The organism is Luteimonas composti, from assembly GCF_042678665.1.
Taxonomy (GTDB): Bacteria; Pseudomonadota; Gammaproteobacteria; order Xanthomonadales; family Xanthomonadaceae; genus Luteimonas; species Luteimonas composti.
Window position 1 is genome coordinate 596382 of record NZ_JBHTKU010000001.1, and the last position, 16886, is coordinate 613267.

The 16886-nt window shown below is 71.8% G+C and carries 16 protein-coding genes; 3 read left to right on the top strand and 13 right to left on the bottom strand.

Translation table 11 applies throughout. The annotated features are described in order from the left end of the window. Nucleotides 1-903 (top strand): C13 family peptidase, encoded by a 903-nt coding sequence (locus ACFQ2D_RS02775; protein ID WP_280941040.1) that lies wholly within the window; start codon nt 1-3, stop codon nt 901-903. Here ACFQ2D_RS02775 and ACFQ2D_RS02780 read toward each other — a convergent pair. Continuing rightward, nucleotides 900-2483: a calcineurin-like phosphoesterase C-terminal domain-containing protein gene (locus ACFQ2D_RS02780; protein WP_280941010.1), complete on the bottom strand. Its 1584-nt coding sequence runs from the start codon at nt 2481-2483 to the stop codon at nt 900-902. The two genes, ACFQ2D_RS02775 and ACFQ2D_RS02780, sit on opposite strands and share 4 nt — an antisense overlap. A 110-nt stretch (nt 2484-2593) precedes the next feature. On the opposite strand from ACFQ2D_RS02780, the gene ACFQ2D_RS02785 reads away from it, so the two are divergent. After that, on the top strand, nt 2594-4408 hold the full coding sequence (locus ACFQ2D_RS02785; protein WP_280941009.1) for a sensor domain-containing diguanylate cyclase: 1815 nt from the start codon (nt 2594-2596) through the stop codon (nt 4406-4408). A gap of 9 nt (nt 4409-4417) precedes the next feature. On the opposite strand, the gene hisIE is transcribed toward ACFQ2D_RS02785, so the two are convergent. The 12 genes from hisIE to hisS form a co-directional block, all read right to left on the bottom strand. Next, nucleotides 4418-5029: a bifunctional phosphoribosyl-AMP cyclohydrolase/phosphoribosyl-ATP diphosphatase HisIE gene (hisIE, locus tag ACFQ2D_RS02790; RefSeq protein WP_280941008.1), complete on the bottom strand. Its 612-nt coding sequence runs from the start codon at nt 5027-5029 to the stop codon at nt 4418-4420. Then, on the bottom strand, nt 5022-5795 hold the full coding sequence (gene hisF, locus ACFQ2D_RS02795; RefSeq protein WP_280941007.1) for an imidazole glycerol phosphate synthase subunit HisF: 774 nt from the start codon (nt 5793-5795) through the stop codon (nt 5022-5024). The genes hisIE and hisF overlap by 8 nt, the downstream gene beginning before the upstream one ends. Further along, on the bottom strand, nt 5795-6550 hold the full coding sequence (gene hisA / locus ACFQ2D_RS02800; RefSeq protein ID WP_280941006.1) for a 1-(5-phosphoribosyl)-5-[(5-phosphoribosylamino)methylideneamino]imidazole-4-carboxamide isomerase: 756 nt from the start codon (nt 6548-6550) through the stop codon (nt 5795-5797). The genes hisF and hisA overlap by 1 nt, the downstream gene beginning before the upstream one ends. Then, entirely contained in the window at nt 6547-7146 is a 600-nt protein-coding gene (gene hisH / locus ACFQ2D_RS02805) for an imidazole glycerol phosphate synthase subunit HisH (RefSeq protein WP_280941005.1), read from the bottom strand. The genes hisA and hisH overlap by 4 nt, the downstream gene beginning before the upstream one ends. Before the next feature lie 16 nt (nt 7147-7162). Further along, the gene (gene hisB / locus ACFQ2D_RS02810) at nt 7163-8239 is read right to left on the bottom strand and encodes a bifunctional histidinol-phosphatase/imidazoleglycerol-phosphate dehydratase HisB (RefSeq protein WP_280941004.1); all 1077 of its coding nucleotides are present in this window, start codon (nt 8237-8239) and stop codon (nt 7163-7165) included. Further along, on the bottom strand, nt 8239-9369 hold the full coding sequence (gene hisC / locus ACFQ2D_RS02815) for a histidinol-phosphate transaminase (protein WP_280941003.1): 1131 nt from the start codon (nt 9367-9369) through the stop codon (nt 8239-8241). Before hisC ends, hisB begins: the two co-directional genes overlap by 1 nt. Next, nucleotides 9366-10688: a histidinol dehydrogenase gene (hisD, locus tag ACFQ2D_RS02820; protein ID WP_280941002.1), complete on the bottom strand. Its 1323-nt coding sequence runs from the start codon at nt 10686-10688 to the stop codon at nt 9366-9368. The genes hisC and hisD overlap by 4 nt, the downstream gene beginning before the upstream one ends. After that, nucleotides 10685-11599, bottom strand: coding sequence for an ATP phosphoribosyltransferase (hisG, locus tag ACFQ2D_RS02825; RefSeq protein WP_280941001.1), 915 nt, complete (start codon nt 11597-11599; stop codon nt 10685-10687). Before hisG ends, hisD begins: the two co-directional genes overlap by 4 nt. An 11-nt stretch (nt 11600-11610) precedes the next feature. Next, the gene (locus ACFQ2D_RS02830) at nt 11611-11937 is read right to left on the bottom strand and encodes a YerC/YecD family TrpR-related protein (protein WP_280941000.1); all 327 of its coding nucleotides are present in this window, start codon (nt 11935-11937) and stop codon (nt 11611-11613) included. A 367-nt stretch (nt 11938-12304) separates the two neighbouring features. Further along, nucleotides 12305-12673, bottom strand: a complete 369-nt coding sequence (locus ACFQ2D_RS02835) for a hypothetical protein (protein ID WP_280940999.1) — start codon at nt 12671-12673, stop codon at nt 12305-12307. After that, nucleotides 12670-14553: an HAL/PAL/TAL family ammonia-lyase gene (locus ACFQ2D_RS02840; RefSeq protein WP_280940998.1), complete on the bottom strand. Its 1884-nt coding sequence runs from the start codon at nt 14551-14553 to the stop codon at nt 12670-12672. The genes ACFQ2D_RS02835 and ACFQ2D_RS02840 overlap by 4 nt, the downstream gene beginning before the upstream one ends. A gap of 36 nt (nt 14554-14589) precedes the next feature. Then, nucleotides 14590-15966, bottom strand: coding sequence for a histidine--tRNA ligase (gene hisS / locus ACFQ2D_RS02845; RefSeq protein ID WP_280940997.1), 1377 nt, complete (start codon nt 15964-15966; stop codon nt 14590-14592). A gap of 180 nt (nt 15967-16146) precedes the next feature. Here hisS and ACFQ2D_RS02850 point away from each other — a divergent pair, with 180 nt between their 5' ends. Next, nucleotides 16147-16884, top strand: coding sequence for a Crp/Fnr family transcriptional regulator (locus ACFQ2D_RS02850; RefSeq protein WP_280940996.1), 738 nt, complete (start codon nt 16147-16149; stop codon nt 16882-16884). Nucleotides 16885-16886: the final 2 nt, after the last annotated feature.

The following is a 16886-nucleotide window of genomic DNA, read 5'->3' on the forward strand; positions in this document are numbered from 1 at the left end:
ATGCGGCGCGCCGGCCAAGGTCGGATCGCCGCTGCGGCCTGCGCCGCCCTGCTCGCCTGCGCCGCCCTCCTCGCGCCTGCGTGGGCCGATGAAGGTGCGGATGCCGAGGCCGGACGGATCGCGCGACGCGACCTCGCGCTGATCGAAGCGCGCCTGATGCAGATGCCGGCGCAGGTGCCGGGCACTCCCGACCTGTACGCCATCGCCGTTGCCGGGGACGGCGACGAGCATGTGTTCCGCAACGAGGCGCTGTACTTCGAGGAACTGGCCACCGTGCGCTATGGCGCGGCGGGCCGGACCCTCGCCCTGGTCAACCATCCGCGCAGCCTGGATGGCGACCCGCGCCCGCTGGCCACGCTTGAGAACCTGCGTGCCGCGCTGCAGGGCATCGGCGCGCGGATGGATCCGGAGGAGGACCTGCTGCTCCTGTTCCTCACCACCCACGGCAGCCGCGACCACGCGCTGTCGATGCGGCTCGAGGGCCATGTCGATGCCGGGCTGCGGCCTGCCGAGCTGCGCGAAGCGCTCGACGCCTCGGGCATCCGCCACCGCCTGCTGATCGTCTCGGCCTGCTTCTCGGGCGGTTTCATCCCCGCGCTCGCCGATCCGTCGACCCTGGTGATCACCGCCGCGCGCCACGACCGCCCGTCATTCGGCTGCGGCGACAGCGGCAGCGCCACCTGGTTCGGGCGCGCCCTGCTGGTGGAGGGCCTCAACCGCGACGAGGGCCTGGTCGGCGCGTTCGAGTACGCCAGGCGACAGGTGGCGCGGCGCGAGACGATGGAGGACGTCGCCCCGTCCTACCCGCAGATCTCGATCGGCGCGGACATCGCCACGCGCCTGGACGCCTGGGAAGCGAGCCTGGCCCGCGGCCCGCGCCTTCCCTATCCGCACCCGCTCTAGCGCAATGCGCTCTCGGGCTGGAACGCGTCGTCCTCGTCGGCATCGACCAGCCGGTAGCCGATGCTGGCCCGGTGCTCCTCGCCATGGTCGGCGAAGGCGCGGACCTCGACGCGATGCTCGCCAGCGCCCAGCCGCGTCGGCAGCGCCCCACGCCACAGGTGGGTCGACGGTTCGGCTTCGGCGGAGCGGTCGAACGATCGCAGGCCCTGCGCCAGGTCGTCGCGTGCGTTCTCCAGCAGCAGGCGCGGATCCGGCGCGGGCCAGTAGCGCATCGGCTTCCAGTCGCCGCCGTCCACGCGGTATTCCACCCGCGTCGTCGCATGGCCGAGGAAGACGTTGGCGTACACGCCCCAGGCCGGATACGCGCCGTTGCGCAACACGCGGGGCGCGTGCAGCGCCATGGCCGGCGTGAGCGCCGGATCACCGTCGGGCAGCGAGGTCGGGTGCCAGGCCAGGCGGTAGTCGCCGCCGGCATCAACCTGCAGGGTGCCGAAACCGCGCGGAGTGCCATCGGACATGGTCGCGTGCGGGATGCCGTCGACCGCCGCAACGCCGGACCAGTAGGCCCCGCTCATCGCGCCGACGTTGTACTCGCGCAGCGGCGCCGGGCCATGCCAGCCGCTGGTCGCGTCATGGAAGACCATGCGCTGCGCATGCCGGTGGCCGCTAAGCAGCAGTACCCTGGGGAATGGCTGCAGCAGGGCGAACAGGCGCTCGCGGTCCGCCAGCCGCAGCGTCGGCGGATCGCCCGGCGCGGCCGTATCGAACCAGGGCATGTGGGCGCCCACGACCAGCAGGCGGTCGCGACCCAGCCCGGCCAGGTAGCGTTCGATGAAGGCGAACTGTTCCTCGCGCAGCCCACCGGTGTAGGCGGGACGCCCGCCCGGGCGCGCGACGACATTGTCGAACATCACGAATACGGCCTGGGCTTCCTCCCATGCATAGGTGTCGGGCCCGAAGACTCCGCGGAAGCCCGACAGCGAACCGGGATCGTCGGTCGCATCCGGATCGATGTCGTGGTTGCCCGGCGCATGCAGCCAGGGCAGTCCGGCCGACACCGTGGCCTCCACCAGCGCCGGATACAGCGAGAGGTCGTCGTTGGCGACATCACCCAGGGTCAGGCCGAGCGCGGCATCGCGATGCGCGCCGAAGCCGCGCGCGGCCAGCCTGGCGTAATACTCGACCTCTCGCGGGCTGCCGGCCTGCGGGTCGCTGCTCACGATCACCTTCAACTGCTGCGCAGGCTCGCGGCGCTGCAGGGCGAAGTCGCACGCCCTGTCGCCGGGCGCACGCCAGAACCCGGGCAGGCCATTGCCCGACGGGCGCACCGCGAAACCGGCCGGCTTGACCAGGAATATCGGCCGGTGCGGGCGTCCGGACAGGCGCCAGCGGCCCTCCTTGTCGCTGGAAACGATTTCCAGCCCGTCGGAGACGCGGACCTCCGCCAGGCCCGGCTCGCGCGCGCCGCGGCGGCCGTCGCCGTCGAGATCCTCGAAGACCGTACCGCGTTCGCAGGCCCACGCGGGTGCGAGCGCTATCGCGAGCAGCAGCCATGTTCCGGCACGGCACGGACGGCGCATCCGGCCTCCCCCTTTCGATGGATTTGTCCCATTATGCCGCTCGTCAGCGTTTGGACTCTGTGCCGACTGGACGACGGATGGAACGCCATGGACTCCTGCACGGGTACCCGATGAGGTTGGCCTCGCGGTGGATGCTGGCCCTGCTGATGCTTGCCGCGGCCCTGCCCGCCTTCGCGCAGACCCCGCTGGAACTCGCGCCCTCGGCGGCCAGGTTCGCCCTTTCGCCCTACATCTCCTATCGCCACGACACCACCGGCTCGGACCGTCCCGAGGATGCGTGGCGTCGCGTGGCGGACGGCGGGTTCGACCCGCTCCCCGGCGGCAAGGACGCCTTCGGCTTCCACGGCGGCGCGTTCTGGTTCCACGCCACCATCGTCAACCGCAATCCCGGCGAGCAGCGCTGGCTGCTGGTGCAGGAGTATCCGCTCAGCGACCGCCTCGACATCCACCTGCGTTACCCGGACGGGCGACAGGTGCACCATGTCGGCGGCGACCACGTGCCGTTCTCGGCGCGCAGCGTGCGCTACCGCCACCCCAACCTGATGGTGGACCTGCCGGTCGGGCAGCCGGTCGAGCTGCTCGTCCGCGTGCAGAGCGAAAGTTCGATGCAGGTCCCCCTGCACCTGTACACGCAGGCGGCCTTCACCGAGGTTTCCCGCGACGCCCAGCTGGCGATCGGCCTGTACTACGGGATCCTGATCGCGCTGTTCTTCTACAACCTGGTGCTGTGGATCTCGCTGCGCGACGGCAGCTACTTCTGGTACCTGTGCCACATCACCGCGTTCGGACTGGTGCTGTTCACGCTCAACGGGCTGGGCTTCGAGTACCTGTGGCCGGCCTCGCCGTGGATGGCCGACCACATGGTGCCGATCTCGATCTGCCTGGCGCTGATCGCGATGCTGCAGTTCGCGCGCACCTTCCTCGAGTTGCCGCAGCGTGCGCCGCGGCTCAACGTGGGTACGATCGGGCTGATCGGGTTCTTCGTGGTGTTCGGCGTGGCGTCGGTCTGGATGCCCTACCGGCTGTCGACGCCGATCGCCTCGCGCGCGGTGCTGGTGGGGGTGGCCTGGATCGTGCTGACCACGCTGCACGTGCTGCGGCGCGGCTATACGCCGGCGCGGCTGCTGCTGCTGGCCTGGTCGATGTTCCTGCTGGGCACCGCGGTGTTCACCCTGCTCGCCTTCGGCGCGCTGCCCAAGAACTTCGCCACCGAGTACGGCGTGCAGATCGGCTCGGCGCTGGAGATGCTGCTGCTGTCGGTGGCGCTCGGTTACCGCTACGCGCAGCTGCGCCAGGAGAACCAGCGCATCACCGACGAGGCCAACCGCCAGCTCGAGCGCAACGTGGCGCGGCGCACCCAGGAGCTGCAGCAGGCACTGGTGCAGCTCAAGGACGCGCACGAGAAGCTGACCGACTCCAGCCGCCGCGACGCGCTGACCGGCCTGTTCAACCGCAGCTACTTCCACGAAGGCTTCGACCGGATGCTGGAACAGTGCCGCGAAGCGCGCCGGCCGCTGTCGCTGCTGATGGTCGACCTGGACCATTTCAAGTCGATCAACGACCGCCACGGCCACCTGGTGGGCGACGAGTGCCTGCGCTGGGCGGCACGCCGCATCGGTCGCGTCCTGCGCCCGCACGATGCGCTGCTGGCCCGCTTCGGCGGCGAGGAATTCGTGGTGGTGCTGCCGAGCCAGGACCTGCGCGGCGCGGTGGCCGTGGCCGAGGAGCTGCGCCGCTCGCTGGTCGACGAGCCCTGCGACGCGCAGGGGGTGCAGGTGCGGATGTCGGCCAGCATCGGCGTGCACACGGTCGCGCCCGATGCCCTGGACGACATCGACGACGCGCTGGAAACCGCCGACAAGGCGCTGTACGCGGCCAAGGCCAACGGCCGCGACTGCGTGCGGACCTCGATCAGCGCGGCCTGAGCCGCAGGCTCAGCGCCGCCGGCTGGCGAGCTTCGCCTCCACGTCCTCCAGCCCCAGCCCGCGCGCGCGCAGCAGGACCAGCAGGTGGAACACCAGGTCGGCCGCTTCGCCCAGCAGGGCGTCGTCGTCCTCGGCAACGCCGGCCAGCGCGGTCTCCACGCCCTCCTCGCCCACCTTCTGCGCCATCCGGCGCGTGCCGCCTTCGAACAGTCGGCTGGTATAGCTGCCCTCGGGCATGTCGCGGTGGCGCTGCGCGACCAGGGCCGACAGTTCGGCCAGGCCCGCGCCGGGCGCCGACGGGAAGCAGCTGTCACGTTGCAGGTGGCAGGTCGGTCCCCGCGGATGCGCCAGCACCAGCAGGGCGTCGTGGTCGCAGTCGGCCTCCAGCGAGACCAGTTCGAGGAAGTGCCCGGACGACTCGCCCTTGGTCCACAGCCGGCCCTTGCTGCGGCTGAAGAAGGTCACGCGCCGCGTGGCGACGGTCGCTTCGAACGCGGCGCGATCCATGTAGCCCAGCATCAGCACGCGCAGGGTGCGCGCGTCCTGCACGATCGCCGGCAGCAGGCCGTCGCCCTTGTCCCAGTCCAGCGCGTCGGCGCCGGCGCCTTCGGTCTCATGCATCGCGCACCTCCACGCCGTTGTCCTTCAGGTACCGCTTCAGCGCCGGAATCCGGATGCTGCCGCTGTGGAACACGCTGGCGGCCAGCGCGCCATCGACGTCCCCGTCGATGAAGGCGTCGCGGAAATGCTCCGCTGCGCCCGCGCCGCCCGAGGCCACCAGCGGCACCTGGCACAGCGCCCGCGCCGCGCGCAGCTGCACCAGGTCGTAGCCGCGGCGCACGCCGTCGCTGTCCATGCAGTTGAGCACGATCTCGCCCGCGCCCAGGCGTTGCGCCTCCACCACCCAGTCGAGCGTACGCACCGCCGGCGCGCGCATGCGGTCCGGATCGCCGGTGTGGGTGCGCACCCGCCACTCGCCGTCCGCCTCGCGGATCGAGTCGATGCCGACCACGACGCACTGCACGCCGAACGCGGCGGCGAGTTCGGAAATCAGCGCCGGCCGCTCCAGCGCCGGCGAGTTGATCGAGATCTTGTCCGCGCCCGCGTGCAGCACCGCGCGCGCGGTGTCCACGTCGCGGATGCCGCCGGCCACGCAGAAGGGGATGTCGATCCGCGAGGACACCCGTTCCACCCAGCCGCGGTCCACCGAGCGCCCCTGCGGCGTGGCGCTGATGTCGTAGAACACCAGTTCGTCGGCGCCCTCGTCGCGGTAGCGCAGCGCCAGTTCGACGATGTCGCCCATGTCGACGTGGTCGCGGAAGCGCACGCCCTTGACCACGCGCCCGTCGCGGACGTCGAGGCAGGGAATCAGGCGCCTGGCCAGCATCAGCCCGGCTCCCCGCCGCACGCGGCCAGGGCCTCGGGCAGCTGCAGGCGGCCCTCCAGCAGCGAACGGCCGAGCACGATGCCGGCGCAACCCTGCGCGCGCGCCGCAACCACGTCGGCGAGGTCGCGCACGCCGCCGGACGCCTGCAGCGCCAGCCCCGGCACTTCGCCGGCCAGCAGGCGGTACAGCGCCAGGTTGGGCCCGGTCATCATCCCGTCGCGGGTGATGTCGGTGCACAGCAGGTGGACCAGGCCCTGGCCGGCGTAGCGTCGCGCCATCTCCTGCAGCGTGCCGGCCGCGGTTTCGGTCCAGCCGTGCACCGGCAGGCGCCAGATGCCTTCGCGATCCTGGCGCGTATCCAGTGCAACGGTGATGCGCCCGGGTCCGAACTCGCCGATCCAGCCAGCCACCATCTCCGCCTCGCGCACCGCCAGCGAGCCGACCACCACGCGCGAGGCGCCGGCGTCGAGGATGCGCTGCACGTCGTCGCGCGAGCGCACGCCTCCGCCCGTCTGCACCCGCAGGCCCGTCGTCTCGACGATGCCGCGCACCAGCTCGAGCAGGGTGTAGCCGCCGGCGCGAGCCGCGTCCAGGTCGACCAGGTGCAGCCAGCGCGCCCCCTGCTCCGCGTAGGCGCGCGCCAGCGCGAGCGGGTCGTCCCCGTAGCGCGTTTCCTGTGCGTAGTCGCCCTGGGCCAGGCGCACGATCCGTCCGTGGCGCACGTCGATCGCCGGATACAGGGTGAACGTGCTCATGCCGCCTCCAGGGCCAGGAAGTTGTGCAACAGCCGCGCGCCGGCAGCGGCCGAGCGCTCGGGATGGAACTGGGCACCCATCACGTTGCCTCTCCGGACGACGGCGGCGAAGGGCTGGCCATGGCGAGTGCCGGCGATGCAGTCGTCGGTGGTGTCGGCCGCGTAGCTGTGGACGAAGTAGGCGTACTCGCCGTCGCCAAATCCCGCGAGCAGCGGATCGGCGCGATGCAGCTGCAGCCGGTTCCAGCCCATGTGCGGCACGCGCAGGCCGGGCCCGCCCGGGATCCGCCTGACGCGCCCGCGCAGCAGGCCAAGACAGGACGTGTCGTCCTCTTCCGAATGCTCGAACAGCAGCTGCATGCCCACGCAGACGCCGAGCAGCGGTTGCCGCAGCCCGCGCAGGGTGTCGACCAGACCCAGCGCCCGCAGGCGGCCCATCACCGTCGCGGCGGTGGACACGCCGGGGAGGATCACACGGTCCGCGCCCCGTATCGTCTCGGCATCCGCGGTCAGTTCCGGCGTCACGCCAAGCCGCTCCAGCGCGCAGCGCACCGATCCGAGGTTGGCGCCGCCGGCGTCGACCAGGACGACGTTCACGAGCGACCGCCGCGCATCAGAGCACGCCCTTGGTGCTGGGCAGGTCGGCGCCCTCGCGCCGCACCGCCATGCGCAGGGCGCGCGCGAAGGCCTTGAACAGCGCCTCCACCTTGTGGTGGTCGTTCTCCCCCTCGACCCGCAGGTTGAGGTTGAGCGCGGCGGCGTCGCAGATGGAGCGGAAGAAGTGCTCGACCAGTTCGGTCGGCATGTCGCCCACCCGCTCGCGCTTGAACGACCCGTCGAACACGAGGTACGGGCGCCCGCCGAAATCAAGCGCCGCGCTCGCCAGCGTCTCGTCCATCGGCAGGGTGAAGCCGTAGCGCGCGATGCCGCGCTTGTCGCCCAGCGCCTGCTTCAGCGCCTGGCCCAGGGCGATGCCGGTGTCCTCGATGGTGTGGTGCTCGTCGATGTGCAGGTCGCCTTCGGCGCGCACCTTGAGCGCGATGCCGCCGTGCTTGCCGATCTGGTCGAGCATGTGGTCGAAGAACGGCAGGCCGGTCGATACTTCCGCCTCGGTGGCACGGTCCAGGTCCAGCTCGACGCTGATGCGGGTCTCGCGGGTATTGCGCTGCACCTGCGCGCGGCGCGGCGCGTCGGCCAGCTCGTGCGCGATGCCCGTCCAGTCCCATTCGCCGCCGAACTGCTGCGTGCGCAGCTGGAAGCCGCGGATGCCGAGGTTCCGCGCGAACTGGATGTCGGTCTCGCGGTCGCCCACCATCGCCGAGCGGTCGAGGTCGATGCCACGGTCGCGCAGGTAATGCTGCACCAGCCCCAGGCCCGGCTTGCGCGTGGGCGCGTTGTCGGCCGGCCAGCTGCAGTCGACCAGCACCTCGCGGAACACGATGCCCTGGCTTTCGAACACCTGCAGCATCAGGTCGTTCGGCCCGTCGAACGCGGCGCGCGGATAGGCCTCGCCGCCCAGGCCGTCCTGGTTGGTGACGATCACGAACTCGAAGCCGGCGTCGCGCAGTTTCAGCATCGCCGGGATCACGTCCTTGACGAAGCGCAGCTTGTGGTAGGCGTCGATCTGGAAATCCTCCGGCTCCTCGATGAGGGTGCCGTCGCGATCGACGAACAGGATCCTGGTGGCCATCAGCCCGCGCCTCCCGCGGTGGAAATCGGTGCCGGACGCGCCGCCGCCAACGTGGCGAGCGTCTCCAGCACCCGGTCGTTCTGCGCAGGCGTGCCGACGGTGATGCGGAGCGCGTCGCCCAGCGACGGTGCGGCGCGCTGGTCGCGCACCACGACGCCGGCCGCCAGCAGCGCGGCGAACGCGGCATCGGCATCCTCGAACCGCACCAGCAGGAAGTTGCCCTGCGAAGGATAGACCCGCCGCACGCAGCGCAGGCGCGAGAGCGCGTCGAACAGGCGCGCGCGCTCGATGCGCACCTGGTCGATGCGCGCGCGGGTCCGGGCCAGTGCATCCGGCGACAGCGCCGCGACGCCGAGGCGCGCGACCGGGTCCGGCACTGGGTACGGGGCCTGGCAGCGGCGCAGCACCGAAATCAGCTCGGGCGCGGCGATCGCCACGCCGATACGCGCCGCCGCCAGCGCGTGGGCCTTCGACAGGGTCCGCAGGACGACCAGGTTGGGCAGGTCGCCAAGCAGCGAGGTGGCCGAGGGAACGTCCGAGAACTCGCCATAGGCTTCGTCGACCACCACCAGGGCGTGGTCCGCCAGCCGGCGCGCAAGCGTGGCGACGGCATCGAGCGGAATCGCCGCGCCACCGGGGTTCGACGGCGAGCACAGGAACACCAGGCGGGCCCCGCGCGCCAGTGCCGCGCGCTCGATCGCTTCGAAATCGGGCACCAGCCCCTCGCGCGGATCGTCGCGCAGCGGCGCATCGACCAGGGGCGCACCCTGCAGCCGTGCGCTCACCGCGTACATGCCGAACACCGGCGGCGTGACCAGGACCGCGTCCCGACCCGGGGTGCAGGTGGCGCGCACCAGCAGGTCGATGGCCTCGTCGCTGCCCCGCCCCACCAGCAGCTGGTCGGTGCGCACGCCGTACAGCGCGCACAGCGCATCGCGCAGGTCCGCGGGCTGCGGATCGGGATAGCGCCGGCAGGCCGCGTCGACGTCGGCGGCATTGGCCCAGGCCGATTCGTTGGCGTTGAGCCAGATCTCGCCCTGCAGGCGCGCCGAGCGCGCCGAGCTGTAGCCGGCGAAATCGCGCAGGTCCTCGCGCACCAGGGCGAGGATGCCGGGGGCCTCGACGCTCATGCCGCCTCCCGCGACGCTGCCGCCAGGCGCAGGCGCACGGCGTTGGCGTGCGCCTCCAGGCCCTCGGCCTCGGCCAGGGTCACCGCGCAGCGGCCGATGCCGGCGATGCCCGCGACGCTCGCCGACTGGACGCTGACGAAGTTCTGGTAGCTGGACACCGACACGCCGCTGGTCGCGTGCGCCGCACCGTTGGTGGGCAGCACGTGGTTGGTACCGCTGCAGTAATCGCCCAGCGCCTCGGGGGTGTGGTCGCCGAGGAACACCGAGCCGGCCGCCTGCACCCGGTCGAGCCAGGCGCGCGGTTCGCGCAGCGCCAGGATCAGGTGCTCGGGCGCGTAGGCGTTGCTGATCTCGAAGGCCTGTTCCAGCGTTTCCACCCGCACCAGCCGCGACTGCGCCAGGGCCTGCCGGGCGATGTCGGCGCGCGGCAGCGCCGCCAGCTGTGTGGCGAGCTCGCGCTCGACCCGGTCGAGCAGGTCGGCGCTGTCGCTCAGCAGCAGCACCTGCGAATCCGGGCCATGCTCGGCCTGCGACAGCAGGTCGGCCGCGACGAAGGCCGCGTCGGCGCCCGCGTCGGCGATCACCAGCACTTCCGACGGGCCGGCCGGCATGTCGATCGCCGCCGCACCGGCCTGGGCCACCTGCTGCTTGGCCTCGGTGACATAGCTGTTGCCCGGCCCGAACAGCTTGGCGCAGCGCGGCACGCTGTCCGTGCCCAGCGCCATCGCCGCGATCGCCTGCGCGCCGCCGAGCTTGAACACCCGGTGCACGCCGGTCATCCGCGCGGCCACCAGCACGGCCGGGTCGGCCGTGCCGTCGCGGCGCGGAGGCGTGCACATCACCACCTCGCGGCAGCCGGCCAGGCGCGCCGGCACGCCCAGCATCAGCGCGGTCGAGGGCAGCGGCGCGCTGCCGGCCGGTACGTACAGGCCGACCCGCGCGATCGCGCGCACCACGCGTTCGCAGAGCACGCCGGGCGCGGTCTCGACGGCGTAGCCCTGCACCATCCCGGCGCGGTGGAAACGCTCGATGCGCCCGGCGGCGTCCTGCATCGCGGCCTTCAGCTCCGCCGGCACCGCGGCCTCGGCCGCAGCGAATTCCGCCGGCGACACCTCCAGTTGCTCCAGCGCGACGCCGTCGAAGCGCCGCGTGATCTCGCGCAGCGCGGCATCGCCACCGGCGCGCACGTCCTCGATCAATGCGGACACCGCGGCGCGCGTCTGCGCCGCGACCGCCTGCACGGGGCGCAGCAGCGCCCGCGCGCGCGCGTCCGCATCCAGCGCGGTCCAGTCCAGGCGCTGCGCCAGCCCTGCGTTCATGCCAGCATCCTTTCGACCGGCAGCACCATCAAGCCGCGTGCGCCGGCGCGCTTGAGATCCTCCAGCCGCTGCCAGGTCATCGCGCCGTGGCACAGCGCCTGCATCGCCAGCGTGTCGGCGCCGTCGACCTGCAGCAGGGTTGGCTGTTCGGCATCGGGCAGCAGTTCGAGCAGCGCCGGCACCTCGCTGCGCCGGGCCTGGAACATCAGCAGCCGGCTGTCCTTGAGCCGCAGCACGCCGTCGAGGCGGCGCAGCAGCAGCTGTGCGAGCTCGCCGCGGATGTCGGCGAACGGCTGCACCGGGCCGGCCAGCACCGCCTCGCTGCGCATGATCGTCTGCACCGGCTTGAGCTGGTTGGCCGCGAGCGTCGCGCCGCTGGAGACCAGGTCGCAGATCAGGTCGGCCTGGCCCAGGCGCGGCGCGATCTCCACCGAGCCGGACAAGGTCACGATTCCGGCATCCACGCCCTGCCCGGCCAGCCACTTGCCGAGCAGGCCGGGGTAGCTGGTGGCGATGCGCTTGCCCTGCAGCTGCTGCGGCCCTTCCCACTCCCAGGCGTCCGGCACCGCGATGTCGAGCCGGCAGCCGCCGAAGCCGAGCGGGAGGATTTCCTTCGACACCTGGGGCTTGCCGGCGGCGGCGCGCTCGGCGGCCTGCTCTTCAAGCACGTTGCGGCCGACGATGCCGTAGTCGCACACCCCGTCGGCCAGCAGGCCGGGGATATCGTCGTCGCGCACCAGCAGCAGGTCGACCGGCGCGGTCTCGCCGTAGCAGAACAGCTTGTCGCGGCTTTCGCGCCAGGACAGTCCGCAGGAGGCGAGCAATGCCCGCGCCGGATCGCTCAGGCGTCCGGACTTCTGGATGGCGATGCGCAGGCGGTCGCGCGCCGCGGGGACGGCCGTGGGGCTCATCTTGGATTCCTTCAGTGGCCCGGCGCGAGCCGGGGGTACTGGCGCTTGACCGCGGCCGCATAGCCGCCGGCGCCGTGTTCGAGCGTGCGCGCGACCCGGCCGATGGTGGTCACGCTCACCAGGGTGCGTTCGTGGATCTCGCGGTACGGCAGGCCCTGCAGCAGCAGGGGCACGACCCGCCAGCGGTCCGCCATGGCCTCGAGTTCGGCCGGCGTGCAGAGGTCGCGCAGGAACGCGGCCACCTCGTCGACCCGCTCCAGGCCCGCCAGCGCCTTGGCCAGCGCCCGGAAGGAGGCGTCGGCGTCGGAGTCGGACAGTGGTTCGAGGCGCTGTTTCATGATCGGCATAATGTAATAGCGTGTTATTACATTAGTCAACACCGGCAGCTGAACGCGCCAGGACGCGGCTGTTCGTCGCGCGCGCGGCGACGCCCGGGCGTCGCGGGTTTTTCGCTCGGACCGGTGCGCAATGCGCAGATGGCGTTGCAGGCGCGACCGTCGGTGCCGGGGTCGCTTGCGGTCGAACCGGCGGAATCGCGGCAACGCCGGGCATAGGCCGGGACCGCGCACGCACCCGCGGCGCCGCAACGGCTCGGGTCGCCACGCGCAACCGCATCGATTCGAGAGATCCGGCGGAGCCAAGGCCCGGCCGGCACGCTGGATCCGCGCCGTGCGGCGCCGGCCGTGGCCGGTCGGTCGTGCCGCCTCAGCCGCCCTCGGGCACGCCGCGCGCCCGGGCCATCGTCCAACCGGCGACGACCCCCGCCAGCGCGCCGCACCATTCCAGGAACGCGCGTGTGCCGACGTTGTCGGCATCATGGATCTTCGCCAGGGCGATCCTGGCGTACAGCGGCGACTCCAGGGTCACCACGCCGAGATGGAACAGGTGCCAGGTATCGATCCCCGCCCCGATCACCACGGCAGTCACGCAGGCCCAGCCGATCGCCTGCGCTTCGCTCCAGCCTGCGCGCCGCGCCAGCCAGGTCCAGGCGAGCAGGCTCGCCACGCCGACGACGAATGCGATCAGCGCGGCCAGCAGGACCCCGGTCCAGCCCAGCGGCAGCGGCAGGTTCAACGCCCCACCGCCGCGAGCAGGCTGCCGTCGGCGACCATCGCCACCGCGGCTGCCACTTCGCCGTCGAGCGCGCGGTCTCGATCGAGGAACGGGATGCGTTCGCGGATCGCGGCATGGGCCGCCGCGACCGCCCGGCCCGGATGGAAGGCCTCGGCCGCAGCCAGCTCGGCGCGCAGCGCCTCGACTTCCTCGACGAACACGCCGTGCAGCGCGCTGCCCTCGATCGCGCCATGCACCTTGCGCGCCAGCGTCGCGGCGTCCGCGCGCCGCGCCAGGTCGCGGGCGGCGTTGATCATGTCCACGCGCAGATCCAGCGCCTGCGCGGCGGTGTACAGCTCCAGCGCCAGCACCTTGCCCAGGTCGTCGGCCATCGCCAGCACGTGGCGCGCCTCGTTGGTGCCCATGGACACATGGTCCTCGGCGTTGGCGCTGGTCGGAATCGAGTAGACGCTGGCCGGGTGCGCGCGCGTGGCCAGGTCGTTGACAATCGCCGCCGCGGTGTACTGCACGATCATGAAGCCCGACTCGGTGCCGTCCTCGTTGCCGATCAGGAACGCCGGCAGGCCGTCGTTGGTGGCCGGGTCCACCAGCTTGTTGAGGCGGCGCTCGCTGATCGAGGCCAGCACCGGGATCGCGGCCTTGACCGCGCTCATCGCCAGCGCCAGCGGCATGCCGTGGAAGTGGCCGGCGGAAATCACCTGCTCCTCGACGTGCTCGGCCTGGCGGTCCGGGAACACCAGCGGATTGTCGGTGACCGCGTTGAGCTCGATGTCGAACACGCGCCGCGCGTGCTCCACCGCGTCGCGCACCGCGCCGTGCACCTGCGGGATGCAGCGCAGCGAATAGCTGTCCTGCGGCTGGTGCTTCTTGCCGCCGCGGAACGGCTTGAAGCGCGCGTAGAACTTCTCGCGGCCGTGGCGCTGGTCGGCCGGCACCCAGTCCCAGCCGATGTCGAAGCTCAGCTGCCGCGATTCGGCGGTCTCCCAGCTGGTCGGCAGCCAGGGCCGGAACCGCGGCACCAGGTGGTAGGGAATGTCGGCCAGGGTCGAACCGTCGAGCAGCTCGCGCAGGTGCGCGGCGGTGTGCACCTGGCCCGGATGCGGGCGCAGCGCGTGCACTTCCTCGGCGAACGCGCCCAGGCGACCGGCGAAGGCGTCGATGGTCATCGCCGCCGCCAGGTCGGCCGTGTCGAGCAGGCGATCGAGCCGGTGCAGCGCGAGCACGCCGGTGGCGAGCATCTGCGCGGTGCCGTTGTTGAGCGCCAGGCCTTCCTTGTACGACAGCGCCACCGGCGACAGGCCAGCGGCCTGCAGCGCCTCGCCGCCGGGCATCCGGCGGCCGTCGAAGAAGGCTTCGCCACCGCCGAGCAGCACGATCGCCAGGTGCGACAGCGGCGCCAGGTCGCCCGACGCGCCTACCGACCCCAGCGCCGGCACCACCGGCACGATGCCGGCGTTGAGCAGGTCGGCCAGCGCCTGCAGGGTCTGCACGCGGATGCCCGAATGGCCCTTGAGCAGGGTATTGATGCGGATGCACAGCATCGCGCGCACCACGTCGGCCGCGAGCGGCTCGCCGACGCAGACCGCATGCGTGACGATCAGGTTGTGCTGCAGCTCCTCGTGCAGCGAGCGGCCCGACTTCGCCGCGCCCGGCAGCTCGTCGCGCAGCGGATGCGCGCCCAGCAGCTTGTCGGCATTGCTGCCGAAGCCGGTGGACACGCCGTAGATCGGCTCTTCGCGCCGCACCTGCTCTGCGAGGAAATCGGCGGCGCGCGCGACGTCGCGCAGCGCGGCGGGGTCCAGTTCGACCGGTGCGCCATTGGCCACCATCACCAGCTGCTGGCGGGTGAGCGACTTGCCGTCGAGACGGATGGCCTTCATGCGTGCGCGGCCGGCTTCGGGTTCGCCATCACCACCTCACTGCCCGCCCTGCGCGCGCCACTGCTCGCGCTCGACCAGCAGGGTGCGCGCCAGGTCGGCGTCGGCGACCTCGAACTGTTCGCCGCGGCGCAGGTCCTTGACCGAGACCACGCCCTTGGCGGCCTCGTCCTCGCCGCGGATCACGACGAAGCGGATGCCGGCGCGATCGGCGTACTGCATCTGCTTGCCGAGCTTGCGCGGCTCGAGCTGGGTCTCGACGTTCAGGCCCACCGCGCGCAGCTGCTGCGACAGGCCCAGCGCGTGGTCCAGGCCTTCGTCGTCGAACAGGGTGACCAGCACGTCGACCGAGCTGTCGGCGGTCCGCACCAGCCCGGCCTCGCGCAGCTGCCAGAACAGCCGGGTCAGGCCGATCGAGATGCCGACGCCCGGCAGCTTCGACCTGGTGTAATGGCTGGCGAGGTTGTCGTAGCGGCCGCCCGAGCAGATCGAGCCGATGCCGGGGTGCGCGTCGAGCGTGGTTTCGTAGACGATGCCGGTGTAGTAGTCCAGGCCGCGCGCGATCGACAGGTTGATCGCATAGCGCGATTCCGGCACGCCCAGTGCCTTGAGCCGGCGCAGCACTTCGCGCAGCTCCTCGCGCCCTTCCTCGAACAGCGGGGTGCCGGCGCCGAGCGCGTCGAGCTTCTCAAGCGCATCGTCATGGCCGGTGGAACGCACGCGCGAGAACGCCATCAGTCGGTCGATGACCTCGGACGACAGCCCGAAGCCCTCGCCGGCCAGGGTCGCGCGCACCGCGTCCTCACCGCGCTTGTCGAGCTTGTCGATCTCGCGCAGCACCGGCACCTGCGCGTCGTCGGCGATGCCCTGCCCCTCGAAATAGCCGCGCAGCATCTTGCGGTGGTTGAACTGGATGGTGAAGTCGCCGATGTCCAGCGCCTCGAACACGGCGCTGATCACCGCCGGCACTTCCGCATCGTGGCGGGTGGACAGCGCGTCCTTGCCGATCACGTCGATGTCGCACTGGTAGAACTCGCGGAAGCGGCCGCGCTGGGCGCGCTCGCCGCGGTACACGCGCTGCATCTGGTAGCGGCGGAAAGGGAAGGCCAGTTCGTGCTCGTGCTCGGCGACGTAGCGCGCCAGCGGCACGGTCAGGTCGAAGCGCAGCGCCAGCTCGGGCAGGCCCTCGGAGGCCTTCTCCAGCGCGCCGGTGGACTGGGCGAAATACACCTGCCGTTCGGTCTCGCCGCCGGACTTGGTCAACAGGACCTCGGACAGCTCGAACACCGGGGTCTCGATCGGCAGGAAGCCGAAGCCCTCGAAGATGCGCCGGATGGTGTCGAGCATGCGCTGGAACGCGATCTGGTCGCGCGGCAGCAGTTCCATGACGCCGGGCGGGGTTCTGGGCTTGATCATGCCTGTCGCGGGGAGCGGAGAAAGAGCGACATTCTACCCGTGCGCGCGTCCCGGCCGGTGCCGCCTGACCATCCGCAGGCCCGGCATGGTCCGCCGGGGATTGCCCGCCCTTGGACATTTTTACCTCCGGGACCGGCCGCCGCGCCGGTATCATGTGGCGAGCCTGTGCACAGAGCCCGCATGTCCAACCCCGCCCTCGCCCGCTGCCGCCACCAGACCCGTACGGTCGTTCCGCTCGACTGCGCGCGCTGCGCGGTGCGCGACCTCGCGGTCTGCGCCTCGCTGCCCGCACCCGAGGTCGAGTCGCTGGAGCGCTACGCCTCGTCGATGGAGCTGCAGGCCAACGCCGAGCTGGCCCGCAGTGGCCAGCCCTGCCGCCAGGCGTACAGCGTGACCGGCGGCATGCTGCGGCTGGTCCGCACACTGCCCGACGCGCGCCGGCAGGTGGTGGGTTTCGCCACGCCGGGCACCTTCGTCGGGCTGTCGGAGGTGGCGGTGCATCGCCACAGCATCGAGGCGGTGGTGCCGAGCCGGGTCTGCGTGTTCGACCTGGACATGCTGCGGGACCTGCGCAACCGCTACCCGGCCTTCGAACACACCCTGCTCGAACGCGCCTGCCGCGAACTCGACGATGCGCACGACTCGATGCTGCTGCTCGCGCGCCTGTCGCCGATGGAGCGCCTGGCCAGCTTCCTGCTGCGCCTGCGCAGGCAGATGAAGGTCCGCGACGACGAGCCGACCATGGCCCTGCCGATGGGGCGCGGCGACATCGCCGACCACCTGGGCCTGACCGTGGAGACGGTGAGCCGCAGCTTCACCCGCCTGCGCGAGCAGGGCGTGATCGCCCTGCCCGATCCGCAGCACGTGGAACTCCTCGACCGCGCCGCACTGGCCGAGCTGGCGACCGTCCTGCACTGAGG